This window comes from Streptacidiphilus sp. PAMC 29251, from assembly GCF_054208735.2.
The window spans coordinates 8,083,139-8,094,816 of sequence record NZ_CM135725.2 but is presented as its reverse complement, the minus strand read 5'-3'; the positions used below and the strand labels follow the sequence as shown (position 1 = coordinate 8,094,816).

Here is an 11,678-nt window from a genome sequence, read left to right as displayed (position 1 = left end):
GTATCGGCACAGGTATCGTTGATGTTCGAGCCCGCAGGTGTTCGTGATCGGTTTCTCTAGACAAGAACCATGATCACCAATCCCTGCGGGCTCCTTGCATCCGGGGCACACCACACCCGGCATCGTCACCCAACGTGACAGTCAATTGGCTCAAGCCGCTGACGGCCCATCAAGTTTGAAGACCCACGAAAGTGGTCGGGGTTCAGTCCTCGCCCGCTACCACATCTATGACACCAACAGGAATGACAGCGCCGGCAAGGAGATGGTCTTCTCGCCGGACCGTGTCAGCGCGTGGACCTCGCCCGGCGCTGCCGCGAGCCAGACAGTCGGCTTCACCGCCCAGGACGGGCACGACTACGGCTGGTGGGTGCAGGCCGACGACGGCACCCTGCAATCCCCGTGGCTGCAGTGGTGCTACTTCGCGGCTGACCTGACCCCGCCCAGCACCCCCACCTTCGCCGCCAACGCCGCCTATCCCACGCTGAGCAGCGGCCAGACCGGCACCGGGCAGTCGGGCCCCAACGCGACCACCACGTTCACGGTAACGGCCAAGGACCCGACTCCGATCAATGACTGCAACCGTCGGGCCTGCCTGGCGTCCGGGATCAGCAAGTTCATCTACAGCATCGGCCAGCAACCTACGCTGACCAGCGGCACGACGGTCACCGCCGTCAGCAACCAGGGCGACGGCACCGTCAGCGCCAACATCACCATCCCGGTCAACACCTCGGGGGTCTACCAGCTGTACGTCAAGGCGGTGGACCTGGCCGGCAACGCCTCCCAGAACGCGGGCTCCTACAGCTTCTACGCCCCTGGAACGCTGACGCCCCGGTCAGTCCTGGCGATGTCACCGGAGACGGCAAGCCCGACCTGCTGACCACCAACAGCAGCGGCAACCTGATGATGCTGCCCGCAAGCGCGCCCTCGGCCACCCCGGTCCAGGTCTCCTCGGCCGCCCAGGCACCGGACGGCACGAGTTGGAAGCCGTTCCAGGTCGTGCACCGCGGCAGCATGCACGCCAAGTCCTTCGACGACCTGTACGCCTTCCAGACCCAGACACACCAGCTGTACAGCGACGAGAACGACGAGGCCTCCAAGGGCACCGCGGCCCCCGGGTTCACCCAGGTCGGCGGCAAGGCCCAGTCGTTGCTCAAACCCACCGCGTGCATCGACCCCAGCCGCTGCCAGGGACTCGACCCGTCCTGGCGCACCACCACCCAGATCGCCGCACCCGGCAGCGTGTTCCAGCCGCAGAACGACTTCGCGGACCTGATCACCATGGAGAACGGAAAACTCTGGCTCTACCAGGGCGGCAGCGGTGCCACCCTGGCCGGCGCGATCCTGCTGGGCGACGGCGACTGGTCCCGGATGACCCTGATCACCCCGGGCACCGTGGCCGGAGTGACCACCCTGTGGGCGCGCGACAACACCTCCGGCGTGGTGTACGCCTACCCGCTGCCGCTGTCCCCGGTGACGCTCACCTCGGGCTCCGCGCCAGTGATGGAGCCGCCGCTGCTGCACGCGCCCAAGCCCGCAGGCCCCTGGTCTCCTCCGTCGCTGTCAGCCCGCAGCAGTGCCTGGACGACAGCGGCTCGTCCATCACTGCCGGCGGCAAGGTGGACGTCTACCCGTGCAGCAATACTGCGGCGCAGAACTGGGTGCTGGGTACCGACGGCACTGTGCGCGCGATGGGCATGTGCCTGGACGCATGGCTCTCGGGCACCGCCAACAACACCAAGGTCGACGAATACACCTGCAACGGAACCGGCGCCCAGCAGTGGAAGGCCGGCCCCAACGGGCAGTTGATCAACACCGAGTCGGGCAGGTGCCTGGCCGACCATGGCTCCGTCACCACCCCCGGTACCCAAGTGGTCCTGTGGGACTGCACCAACGGGCTCGACGAGAACTGGAACAACGGCGCCACCACTGCCCTGGCGGGATCCAACCAGCAGCCGGTCGGCTATGTGGACCCTGCCGCCTATCCCATCGTCACCTCACCGGGCGACGTCACCGGCGGCCCCAACGGCACCCGCGACGGCAAGCCCGACCTGTACCTGCTCAACAGCACCGGCACGGTCACCGTCGATTCGGGCATCACCTCTCCCGGAGCCCAGATCAACACCCAGGACCCGGTCGGAATCGGCAGGAACCAGTGGGCTCTCAATGAGGGCACCGGCGCCAAGACAGCCAACGACACCGGCAGCGCCAGCATCGACTCGGCCGCTCACGCCACCTACAACGGCACCGCCGTCACCTGGTCGAACGACACCACGCTGACGGCGGCCGACACCAACAACGCCAAGGCCAACCCCACCGGCACCACACCTACCTTCAACGGCACCAACTACCTGGCCGTCCCGGGCGCCGACCGGCTGAACACCGCGGCCAGCTACACCGTCTCGGCCTGGGTCAAACTCTCCGCCGACGACGGCGACGACCAATGGGCCGTCACCCAGAGCACCCCCAACAGTCAGGCCTTCTTCCTCGGCTACGAGGAGCCCACCAAGACCTGGAGCTTCACCACCACCACTTCAGCCACCAACCCCAGCTACCCCAGCGCGGACTCAGCCCTGGGCGCAGCCACCTTGAACCAGTGGACCCACCTGGTCGGCGTCTACGACATCGACGGCACCATGGCCCTGTACGTCAACGGCCAACTCGCCGCCACCGCCACCAACACCACCCCCGTCTTCGACCAGAACGGCAGCATCGCCATCGGCGATGCATCCTTCCCCACCGCCACCACTGCCTACCAAGGCTTCCACGGCTCCATCTCCGACGTGCGCCTCTACCAGACCGCCTTCGGACCCGAGACCGCTCTGGCCGCACCCCTCGCCTACGGCACCGTCGCCGCCGACACCGCCGCCTCACAACAGCTCGACAACACCGTCCCCAACCCCGCCCCCGCAGCCCTGGACCGCGACACCTGGCCCCTTCAGGGCCCGGACACCACCGGCGCCGCCGGCGACACCGGCAACGAGAACAAAGCCACCGGCCCCAGCGCCGCCACCATCCTGCAACCCAACACACCCGCAGCCTTCAACGGCAGCAACTACCTCACCACTCAAGCCCCCGCCCTGGACCCCACCAAGAGCTTCAGCCTCAGCGTCCAGGCAACCCAGGACCCCGCAGGACCAGCGGCCACCACCGACGTCATGTGCCAGGGCACCGGCACCAACAACGGCTTCTGCCTGGGCGACACCGGCCCCGGCACCCCCTGGTTCTTCCAGCTGTCCGACTCTGCGACCCCCACCAGTCCGCCCACGGTCACCAACAGCACCATGTGGAGCCTGAACGGCAACACGGAGCCCGAATACGGCGCTGACGGGGCCACCGATACCCTCACCGCCGTCTACGACGCCAGCGCCACGCCCCACACCATGACCCTCTATGTCAACGGCTGCCCCGCGGGCAGCCACACCGTCACCCAGCCGAACATCGACTACACCGCCCCTCTGATCCTCGGAGCCGCGAACACCAGTACCACCAACCCCTTCACCGGCCAGATCAGCACCCTGCAGGTCTACCCCTACGCCCTGGCGTCCACCGAACTGCCCGGCGGCGGCTGCACCCCCAAGGGCCTGCCGATCATCGGTGACATCAGCCAGATCCCGGACGGGACCATCGTCCACTCCGCCAACCACCCCGGCCTACTGATCGTCGAAGACAGCTTCGGATTCCCCATCGCCGACAGCGACACCACCACCGACAACTACGACACCAGCACTGTCCAGGCCGTCACCGACGACGTCTACCTCGGACTGACCCAGACCTACGCCTCCGACCAGACCACCCTGATCCCCAAACTCCTGGGCGACGGCACCCTGGTCACCGACGCCTCCGGCACCGACCCGAACACCTACACCACCGTCGGCGGAGCCCTGGTCCCCATCACACCAGCCGACCAGGCCATCGGCACCTACCCCGGCACCCCCATCCCGGTGCCCACCTCCTGGATCACCGCCCAGACCGCCGCAAAACCAGCCGACGACTCACTGGTCAACGACGCCACCACCACCGGCGCCGACCCCAACACCTACGTGATCATCCAAGGCGTCGCCGCACCCGTCACCAGCGCCGACGAAGACAGCCTCGGGCTGGACCCCGACAACAGCGTGCCCGTCCCCGCCAGCTGGATCGCCAAAGAGGCATCCAATACACCCCCCGCCGGCACCCTCTTCTTCGACTTCACCACCAGCGCCTATGACGTCTACACCAACCCCGGCATCCACCAACTCACCGACGACGAGATGAGCAGCGGAACCCCGGATCTCAGCACCGCGATCCTCGCCCCCGACAGCCTCATCACCAAGCTCGCCGGCACAGGCAGCTAGCAAGGCAGCACACCTGTCAGAGGTGGGCGCCGGGGCAACCTGGCGCCCACCTCCACGTCCGGGCTACAGGTCTACCCGAGTGCCGGTAAGCCCGACGCGCTGGATAGACCTTGAGCACGCCGCGCCGGAAACCCATTCGCGCCAAGTCCCTTCCCCGGCAGGACTCTCCCCATGACCTGTGGGGTTCAAGAAGTCATCCCCACTGGTGGGGAACCTGTGACCCTCAACAGGCGCCCCGTCAACAGCCCCCACCGATATCGCCAAGGACAACATCGTTCCAGCGAAAAATCCGCAAGTCCGAGCGTCGTCACGCCGCGTGACCGCCCTCCTTGGGACCATTCTGGGACCACCGATAGCCACTCGCCCCCCGCAATGATTGCCGAGTCATGTCAGAATGCACGTCAATCTCGTGCACAGCGTGCGCCACAATGCGACATATACTCCCGGCACTTGACTGGGGGTCAGGGGGTCGCAGGTTCAAATTCTGTCGTCCCGACAGTGAGTCAGAAGGCCGTTGATCCGGACGAAAGTCCGGGTCAACGGCCTTCTGCATGACGGACCATCAGGAGTCAAGGACGTTCCGGCGAGCTCCAGTCAAGGGGGTTACGGCCGCACTGGGGACCACCTGGGGACCAGAACGGCTTCGGAGTGGGCGGTGACCAGGACACCGTCGATGTCCACGGTCACCCGGCCGCCCCGGTCCGGGGAGCGGTCCTTGACCGGGGCCCATGCGTGCTGCCGGGCCTGTGCGCGTGCTGCGCGGATGGCGGTCAGTGCCCTGGGGCCCGCTGCTGCGAGGACGGCGATCAGGCGGGACACGTTCGGATCGGAGGCGACGTTCCCGAACAGTGCGGGCTCGGCCCGCAGCAGGGCCACGTCTCCCAGGCAGTCCCCGCCCAGAGCGACGGCCAGGGCCATATCCAGGAGTATCTTGCCCGGGTCGTGGACTGTGCGGTCCTTGCGCCAGGGCGACAGCGCCGACGAAAGTGCGGTGTCCAGCCCGCTGACGCGGGCGGTGTCCACCAGCAGCACCGCGCTGGCCTGCGAGACCACCTCTGATCCGCCACCCGATATCCGGACGCGCGGATAGGACCCGCTACGCTTCTTCATCTGGAAAGTGCCTCATGCCCGGCGATGTAACAGGACCTTCGACAAGCCCTATCATCGCATTTCAGGGGCACTTTTAAGGTCTCTGGCCGCCCCTTGGACGATGATCTGGTCGGCCTCGCCGAGCGCGAGATCTCCAGAGCAGAGGAGCCCATCCATGCCAGCCGACAAGTGGTCCCAGCTCTTGGTCCACTCCGAGCGGCTGATCGCGCTCTATACCGAGCTGCCGCCCTTGGAGCATCTGGTCCTCAGGTCGGTCCACCTGAGCCCCTGCGGCCCCAGCGTGAAGTTGCGGATGGAGCTGCCGCGCTTTCCGGACCGCGCTCCACTGACGTGGACCGAGGCGGGCTGCGACCGGTTCGAGGCCCAGATCGAATTCCTGGCCGTGGGCGAGGACCTGCGGATGCGGGGCGTTCCCGACCGCACCGTGGTCGACGTCGAGCTCAGCCCCCTCGTCCAGGTCCACGAACGCCGGATCAGGGTCGCGGTGCACGGAGCGGGATTCTCGTTGGACTTCACCGCCTGGGCCGGCCTCAAGGCTGGCCATCTCAACGCGTACCGCTCCATCGACGCGGACCCCGATACCGCTCGGCGCTGGTTCGAGAGCCGCGTTGACCAGCACCTGCACCAGGTACTGCCTCCCACGACCGCGAAGGCGTTCTATGAGTGACCACGACTGGTCTGCCGAGGTGACCAATCCCGCGACGGTCCGCGACGTCCTCGGCTCACCCCCGCCACCGCTGAGTGCCTACGACCTGACCTCCGTTCTCATCGACGAACGCGCAGCGTCGGTCACCTTGAGGTTCTCTGCCCTCGGCGTCCCGGCCGGCGCCGCGGACCTGTGGCAGGCGCACGCGCACAACGCGGTCGAATTCGTCCTGGTCTGCATCGGCGTGAAGAACTTCGAGGTGGACGGCTGGTCCGGCTGGCCCACAACCACCGCCACACTCGCTACGAACACGGTCGTGCTCGCCGGCCAGGAAAAGCGCCTGTCCTTCGAGGCCACCGAGATCCGAGCTGAGTCCCCAGTCGGACGCCTGTGGAGCCGATCGCGGTGACATCACTCGCCGGTCAAGAGCGGATTGGTGCACAGGCGACTTCACCCACGAGGTGAGAGCCGCTGATGATCGGAAGACACCCAGGCATGGGGCAATCAGGCATGGGCAATGCTGCAGGTCAGCTACACCAAAACCATCATGACTGGCCATCAGCAGGGGACCGCTGTCTTCCGCAGTGCCTCGGCGACCGGTTCATGGGCCACTGCGTAACCGACCCGCATCCCGGCCAGCCCGTAGGACTTGGAGCACTGGTTCGCTCGGTGGCCAAGCGGAGCCTGCCGCAGGAACTGATCGAACAGGAACTGATCGAAGCCGAGGCCGAGACCGAGGCGACGGCCGGGATCGGCGCGGGATGGAACGAGCACACCGACGCGCGCACCGCCCCCTGCGCGCAAGGAGCGTCATCAGCGGTGAGGCGCCGCCCGGAGGGCAGTGGTGCTGGGCGTGGCGGCGCGCCGTACAGGTTCTCGCCCCGGCGCGGCCGTGGGGTCCTCCGGGCGGATGACCCCACAGGCCCGTAAGACACCTCGGGCGGAGGACTCGGGCACGGGGGACGGCTTCCTAGGCTGAAGCGGTAGACAGGACATCTTCTGGAGGACGCGTGATTAAGGCCGAGGGTTTGACCAAACGCTACGGGGACAAGCTGGCCGTCGACGGGTTGTCGTTCACCGTCGAGCCGGGCGTCATCACCGGCTTCCTGGGTCCCAATGGCGCGGGCAAGTCGACGACGATGCGGATGATCATGGGGCTGGACTCCCCGACGTCCGGTTCGGTCACGGTGAACGGGAAGCCGTTCGCCGAACACCGGCGTCCGCTGGCTGAGGTCGGAGCGCTTCTGGAGGCCCGGGCGGTGCACACCGGCCGCTCGGCGCGCAACCATCTGCTGGCGATGGCAGCAACGGCGGGGATCTCGGCCGAGCGGGTCGACGAGGTGATCGGCATGGTCGGGCTGGGCGATGTGGCCGGTCGCCGGGCCGGCGCGTTCTCGCTGGGGATGGGGCAGCGGCTGGGCATCGCCTCGGCACTGCTGGCGGATCCGCAGACGCTGATCCTCGACGAGCCGGTCAACGGCCTGGACCCGGACGGGGTGCGGTGGATCCGCAACCTGCTCAAGGGGTTGGCCGACGAGGGGCGCACCGTGTTCCTGTCCTCGCACCTGATGAGTGAGATGGCGCTGACCGCCGACCACATCATCCTGGTCGGGAAGGGCAGGCTGCTGCGGGACCAGTCGATGGCGGACTTCATCGCCGGCGCGTCCGCCGACGTCGTCACGGTCCGTTCCCCCCAGGCAGGCCGGCTCTCCGGGCTGCTGGCCGGTCCCGAGGTGACCGTGCGCGACATCGCGGACCAGACGCTGGAGGTGCAGGGCCTGACCAGCGACCACATCGGCAGGACCGCCGCATCAGCCGGCATCGTCCTCCTCGAACTGGCCCCCCGTGCAGCCTCCCTGGAAGAGGCCTACATGGCGCTGACCGACGACTCCGTCGACTACCGCTCCACCGTCGAGTTCACCGAGGACGCCGCATGAGCACCACCACCACCACCGACGCCACCACCGCCCTGCGCAGCGCCCGGGTCCGCGTCGACAGCCGGCCGGTCTCCCTCGGCCGGGCGGTGAAGTCCGAGTGGATCAAGTGGCGCAGCTTGCGCTCGACTTGGGCGGTGCTGGGCGCGGCCGTGGTCGGGATGCTGGCCATCGGGTTGGTCATCGGCTTCAACACGCGCCAGCTGACCGGGAACCAGGATGCCAATGACCTGGCATCCTCGGCGCCGCTGCAGGGCTTCTTCCTGGGGCAGTTGCTGATCGGCGCTCTGGGGGTGCTGTTCGTGTCCAGCGAGTTCAGCACCGGCATGATCCGCTCGACCTTCGCCGCTGTCCCCAGGCGCCAGCCGGTGCTGTGGGCCAAGCTCGCGGTGTTCTTCGCGATCACCGCGGTGGTGATGACCGTGGCCACCGTCGTCACCTTCCTCGTCTCGCAGGCCGTGATCAGCCAGTCCCGTCCTGGGTTCTCCCTGTCCGACCCCGGGGTGTGGCGTTACGTGCTGGGCACCAACCTGTACCTGGTGCTGGCCGGGGTGATCGGCGGGATGATCGCCTGGATGGTGCGCTCGACCCCCGGCTCCCTGGTCAGCTTCTTCGCCCTGATCTTCGTCGTGCCCCAGCTCTTCGCTCTGTTCGGCTCGACGGGCAAGCACATCGCGCAGTTCTTCCCCTCCCAGGCAGGTGAAGCGTTCACCGTGGCCCAGCCTGATACACCGAGCCTGTCCCCGGGGGCCGGCGTGCTGGTGCTGTGCGCCTGGGCCGTGGTCGCCATCGTCGCGGCCTCGGTCACGCTGCGCCGCCGTGACGCCTGAATGAGACGCTGAACCCATGCCCGCCGCCCTCAACAGCGCCCCGTCGGCAGCACGTCCGCTTCTCCCGGACGTGCTGCTGGCCTGTGGCGTTGCCCTCGCGGCGGCACTGGCCGACCGGTACGGTCCCGACTACCGCACGGCCCTCGCCCCGTACTGGGACGTGGCGCTTGCCGCGCCCCTGGTCCTGCGCCGCCGCGCCCCGGGAACCGCTGCGGCGCTGGTCGCGGCGATCTGCTTCGCGACGTGGCTGACCGGCGCCATCGCCATCGCCGCGGCCCCAGCCGTACTGATCATGCTGTACTCCCTCGGTACGTGGGAACGGCGGCGCTGGCTGCTCGCCGCAGCCCTTTTCGTGGCCGTGAGCGGCGTCGTCATGGCTGTCGCACGATGGACCCCGCAGGGCCGCCAGTGGCTGACCGCGCTGATGGCCACCGGCACGGTGACCGCCGCCCTGGTCATCGGCCTGTACGTGCGTACCCGGCGGGCCTATCTGGCCTCGATGATCGAGCGCGCCGAGACCGCCGAACGCGACCGCGACCACCGGGCCCGGATCGCGGTGGCCGAGGAGCGCACCCGGATGGCGCGCGAGATGCACGATGTCATCGCCCACAGCCTCGCTGTCATGATCACCCTCAATGACGCCGCCGCCGCCACGAGCCCCCGGGCCCGGTGCGCGAGACCGTCACCCAGGCAGCGGAGGTCGGACGCCAGGCACTGACCGAGATGCAACGCATCCTCGGCGTCCTCCGCGGCGCCGGACCGGCGGAAATGGCACCTCTGCCCGGCACCGAGCAACTGCCCGACCTGATCTCCATCGCCCGCTCAGCCGGCCTGTCCGTCGAACTGGCCGTCTCCGGCGAACCGGGAAATCTGGCGCCCACCGCCCAGCTCAACGTCTACCGCATCATCCAGGAGAGTCTGACCAACGTGCTCAAACACGGCCGCAACGTCCGACGCGTCAATGTCACCCTCGACCACCGCAAGGACCATGTCCGGATCCAGGTCACCGACGACGGCGAACCGGGCACACCGGCGAACGCCGGGACAACCGGACACGGACTGGTGGGCATGCGCGAACGCACCGCCCTCTACCAGGGCGAGTTCCACGCGGGCCCGACCCGCGGCGGCGGCTGGGAGGTCACCGCCGACCTCGCGGTGACCGACCCGGAAGGTGCGGTATGACCATCCGGGTGGTGCTCGCCGACGACCAGGACCTGCTGCGCCGCGGCTTCAAAATGATCATCGACGCGCAGCCCGGCATGGAAGCCGTGGGAGAGGCAGCGAACGGCGCCCAGGCGATCGAGCAGGCCGCGGCGCTTCGGCCGGACGTCGTCCTGATGGACGTCCGCATGCCCGGGACGAACGGGATCGAGGCCACCCGCCACATCGCCGCCCACCTGCCGGAGGTGAAGGTGCTGATCCTGACCACCTTCGACGTGGACGAATACGCCTTCGCCGGCCTGCACGCCGGGGCCAGCGGATTCCTGCTCAAGAACGCCCGGACCGAGGAACTCATCGCGGGGATCCGGACAGTGGCCGCGGGTGACGCGATCCTGGCCCCCAGCACGACCCGCCGCCTGCTGGACGCCTACGCCGGCACCTTTCACCCCGCTGACGCCGGCGCAGCCCACAGGGATGTCCTGGAACCGCTGACCCAGCGCGAGCGGCAGGTGTTCACCGAGTTGACGTCCGGCCGCACCAACCAGGAGATCGCCGACCGCCTGGTCCTGTCGGAAACCACCGTCAAGACACACGTCGCCCGCATCCTCGCCAAATTGCAGCTGCGCGACCGGATCCAGGCAGTCATCTTCGCCTACGAGAACGGACTCACCCCACCGCATCGCTGAGCAGGCCGCTGCGGGTCGGCTACACGAGGCCCAGTGCGCGCTTGGTGCTCGCGATGTGGGTGCGGACGGCGGCGAGTGCGTCTTCCAGCTCACCGGCTCTGACAGCTTCGGCGATGGCGGCGTGCTCGGCCAGGATGCTCTGATGACGTCCGGGGTCGACGGCGACGGATTCCGCGACCATGCGGACCTGCCGGTCACGCAGCGAGGTGTAGAACTGGGTGAGCAGGGGGTTGCCCGCCGCTGCGAGCAGCTGTCGATGCTGGAGCCCTGCCTCACCTGCATGGATGAGGTGATCGGCAAGGGCAGGGCGGGACGGCCCGATCAGCTCTCGCCGCCGAACCGCCACGCCTCGATGTCCTGGTAGCGGATGGCTCCCGGGCCCGGCCCGTTGCTCCCCACCAGGTGGAGGCGCTCGGCTTGCCACGGCTGGCCGGCGAAGTCGGCGAGGCCCGCAGCCGCCGACGGGATGTCGGCCTGGTCACCCCGGCGTGCCCGAGCCAACGTCAGGTGGGGGCGTAGCGGGCGCTCCTGGAAAGTGACACCGCAGGTCCGCGCCAGGTTCCGGACGTCGTCGGCGAGCAGGTGGAGTCCTCCGAGTTCACCCTGGATCCCGCTCCACAGCAGGCGTTCGTCGAAGTGGCCGCCGCCGTTCAGGCCCAAGCTCAGGGGTGGGCGGGACGCAGCCAGCCGGGCGAGCGCCGGCTGCAGGACCGGGACGGCGGCTACCGGGAGCTCGCCGAGAAACGCCAGGGTGATGTGCCAGTCCTCGATCCGGTTCCACCGCAGGTGGGAGTACTGCTCGTAGACGGGCTGCAGGGCACTCGCCAACTCGTCCTTCGCCTCGTCGGGCGGGGCGAGCGCAACGAACACGCGTACGGTCGAGGGCTGCTGAGGATGATCGGTCACCAGGGCTTTCTAGCACCTTCCCGATCGTCCCTTCGCCGGGCGCGGGCTTCGGAAGTGAAGCTCGAACAGTG

Annotated in this window: 11 protein-coding genes and 2 pseudogenes; 9 read left to right on the top strand and 4 right to left on the bottom strand. The window is 68.3% G+C overall.

What is annotated here, in order from left to right; translation table 11 throughout:
* Nucleotides 1-262 precede the first annotated feature (262 nt).
* Both ACXKR8_RS38330 and ACXKR8_RS38325 read left to right on the top strand, forming a co-directional pair.
* Nucleotides 263-877, top strand: coding sequence for a hypothetical protein (locus tag ACXKR8_RS38330; protein ID WP_462100007.1), 615 nt, complete (start codon nucleotides 263-265; stop codon nucleotides 875-877).
* 286 nt (nucleotides 878-1,163) lie between these two features.
* The gene (locus tag ACXKR8_RS38325; RefSeq protein WP_462100006.1) at nucleotides 1,164-4,334 is read left to right on the top strand and encodes a LamG-like jellyroll fold domain-containing protein; all 3,171 of its coding nucleotides are present in this window, start codon (nucleotides 1,164-1,166) and stop codon (nucleotides 4,332-4,334) included.
* Between the two features lie 642 nt (nucleotides 4,335-4,976).
* Here the strand turns inward: ACXKR8_RS38325 and ACXKR8_RS38320 are convergent.
* Nucleotides 4,977-5,444: pseudogene (locus ACXKR8_RS38320) on the bottom strand (transposase); the annotation flags it as partial.
* A gap of 154 nt (nucleotides 5,445-5,598) precedes the next feature.
* On the opposite strand from ACXKR8_RS38320, the gene ACXKR8_RS38315 reads away from it, so the two are divergent.
* Together ACXKR8_RS38315 and ACXKR8_RS38310 are read left to right on the top strand one after the other, a co-directional pair.
* Nucleotides 5,599-6,111: an Imm50 family immunity protein gene (locus tag ACXKR8_RS38315; RefSeq protein WP_458269145.1), complete on the top strand. Its 513-nt coding sequence runs from the start codon at nucleotides 5,599-5,601 to the stop codon at nucleotides 6,109-6,111.
* Nucleotides 6,104-6,499: an Imm50 family immunity protein gene (locus ACXKR8_RS38310; RefSeq protein WP_458269144.1), complete on the top strand. Its 396-nt coding sequence runs from the start codon at nucleotides 6,104-6,106 to the stop codon at nucleotides 6,497-6,499. The genes ACXKR8_RS38315 and ACXKR8_RS38310 overlap by 8 nt, the downstream gene beginning before the upstream one ends.
* Before the next feature lie 155 nt (nucleotides 6,500-6,654).
* Here the strand turns inward: ACXKR8_RS38310 and ACXKR8_RS38305 are convergent.
* Nucleotides 6,655-6,744 (bottom strand): annotated as a pseudogene (locus ACXKR8_RS38305) (aminotransferase class I/II-fold pyridoxal phosphate-dependent enzyme); the annotation flags it as partial.
* A gap of 356 nt (nucleotides 6,745-7,100) precedes the next feature.
* On the opposite strand from ACXKR8_RS38305, the gene ACXKR8_RS38300 reads away from it, so the two are divergent.
* The 5 genes from ACXKR8_RS38300 to ACXKR8_RS38280 are packed head-to-tail and all read left to right on the top strand — an operon-like array spanning nucleotide 7,101 to nucleotide 10,701.
* A complete protein-coding gene (locus ACXKR8_RS38300) occupies nucleotides 7,101-8,027 on the top strand; it encodes an ABC transporter ATP-binding protein (protein WP_458269143.1) in 927 nt (308 codons plus the stop codon).
* Nucleotides 8,024-8,854, top strand: coding sequence for an ABC transporter permease (locus tag ACXKR8_RS38295; RefSeq protein ID WP_458269142.1), 831 nt, complete (start codon nucleotides 8,024-8,026; stop codon nucleotides 8,852-8,854). Before ACXKR8_RS38300 ends, ACXKR8_RS38295 begins: the two co-directional genes overlap by 4 nt.
* A gap of 16 nt (nucleotides 8,855-8,870) precedes the next feature.
* Complete coding sequence (locus tag ACXKR8_RS38290; protein WP_462100005.1) at nucleotides 8,871-9,572, top strand: DUF7134 domain-containing protein; 702 nt, start codon at nucleotides 8,871-8,873, stop codon at nucleotides 9,570-9,572.
* A 5-nt stretch (nucleotides 9,573-9,577) separates the two neighbouring features.
* On the top strand, nucleotides 9,578-10,036 hold the full coding sequence (locus tag ACXKR8_RS38285; RefSeq protein WP_462100004.1) for a sensor histidine kinase: 459 nt from the start codon (nucleotides 9,578-9,580) through the stop codon (nucleotides 10,034-10,036).
* Nucleotides 10,033-10,701, top strand: coding sequence for a response regulator transcription factor (locus ACXKR8_RS38280; RefSeq protein WP_458269140.1), 669 nt, complete (start codon nucleotides 10,033-10,035; stop codon nucleotides 10,699-10,701). The genes ACXKR8_RS38285 and ACXKR8_RS38280 overlap by 4 nt, the downstream gene beginning before the upstream one ends.
* Nucleotides 10,702-10,720: 19 nt before the next feature.
* Here the strand turns inward: ACXKR8_RS38280 and ACXKR8_RS38275 are convergent, their stop codons facing one another.
* Both ACXKR8_RS38275 and thpR read right to left on the bottom strand, forming a co-directional pair.
* Complete coding sequence (locus ACXKR8_RS38275; RefSeq protein ID WP_458269139.1) at nucleotides 10,721-11,047, bottom strand: FCD domain-containing protein; 327 nt, start codon at nucleotides 11,045-11,047, stop codon at nucleotides 10,721-10,723.
* Complete coding sequence (gene thpR, locus ACXKR8_RS38270) at nucleotides 11,023-11,607, bottom strand: RNA 2',3'-cyclic phosphodiesterase (protein WP_458269138.1); 585 nt, start codon at nucleotides 11,605-11,607, stop codon at nucleotides 11,023-11,025. Before thpR ends, ACXKR8_RS38275 begins: the two co-directional genes overlap by 25 nt.
* Nucleotides 11,608-11,678: the final 71 nt, after the last annotated feature.

Excerpts from the sequence above, each read along its gene's own strand:
- ACXKR8_RS38330 (WP_462100007.1), top strand. The coding sequence starts at position 263 with ATGGTCTTCTCGCCGGACCGTGTCAGCGCGTGGACCTCGCCCGGCGCT.
- ACXKR8_RS38315 (WP_458269145.1), top strand. The coding sequence starts at position 5,599 with ATGCCAGCCGACAAGTGGTCCCAGCTCTTGGTCCACTCCGAGCGGCTG.
- ACXKR8_RS38310 (WP_458269144.1), top strand. The coding sequence starts at position 6,104 with ATGAGTGACCACGACTGGTCTGCCGAGGTGACCAATCCCGCGACGGTC.
- ACXKR8_RS38295 (WP_458269142.1), top strand. The coding sequence starts at position 8,024 with ATGAGCACCACCACCACCACCGACGCCACCACCGCCCTGCGCAGCGCC.
- ACXKR8_RS38290 (WP_462100005.1), top strand. The coding sequence starts at position 8,871 with ATGCCCGCCGCCCTCAACAGCGCCCCGTCGGCAGCACGTCCGCTTCTC.
- ACXKR8_RS38285 (WP_462100004.1), top strand. The coding sequence starts at position 9,578 with ATGCAACGCATCCTCGGCGTCCTCCGCGGCGCCGGACCGGCGGAAATG.
- ACXKR8_RS38280 (WP_458269140.1), top strand. The coding sequence starts at position 10,033 with ATGACCATCCGGGTGGTGCTCGCCGACGACCAGGACCTGCTGCGCCGC.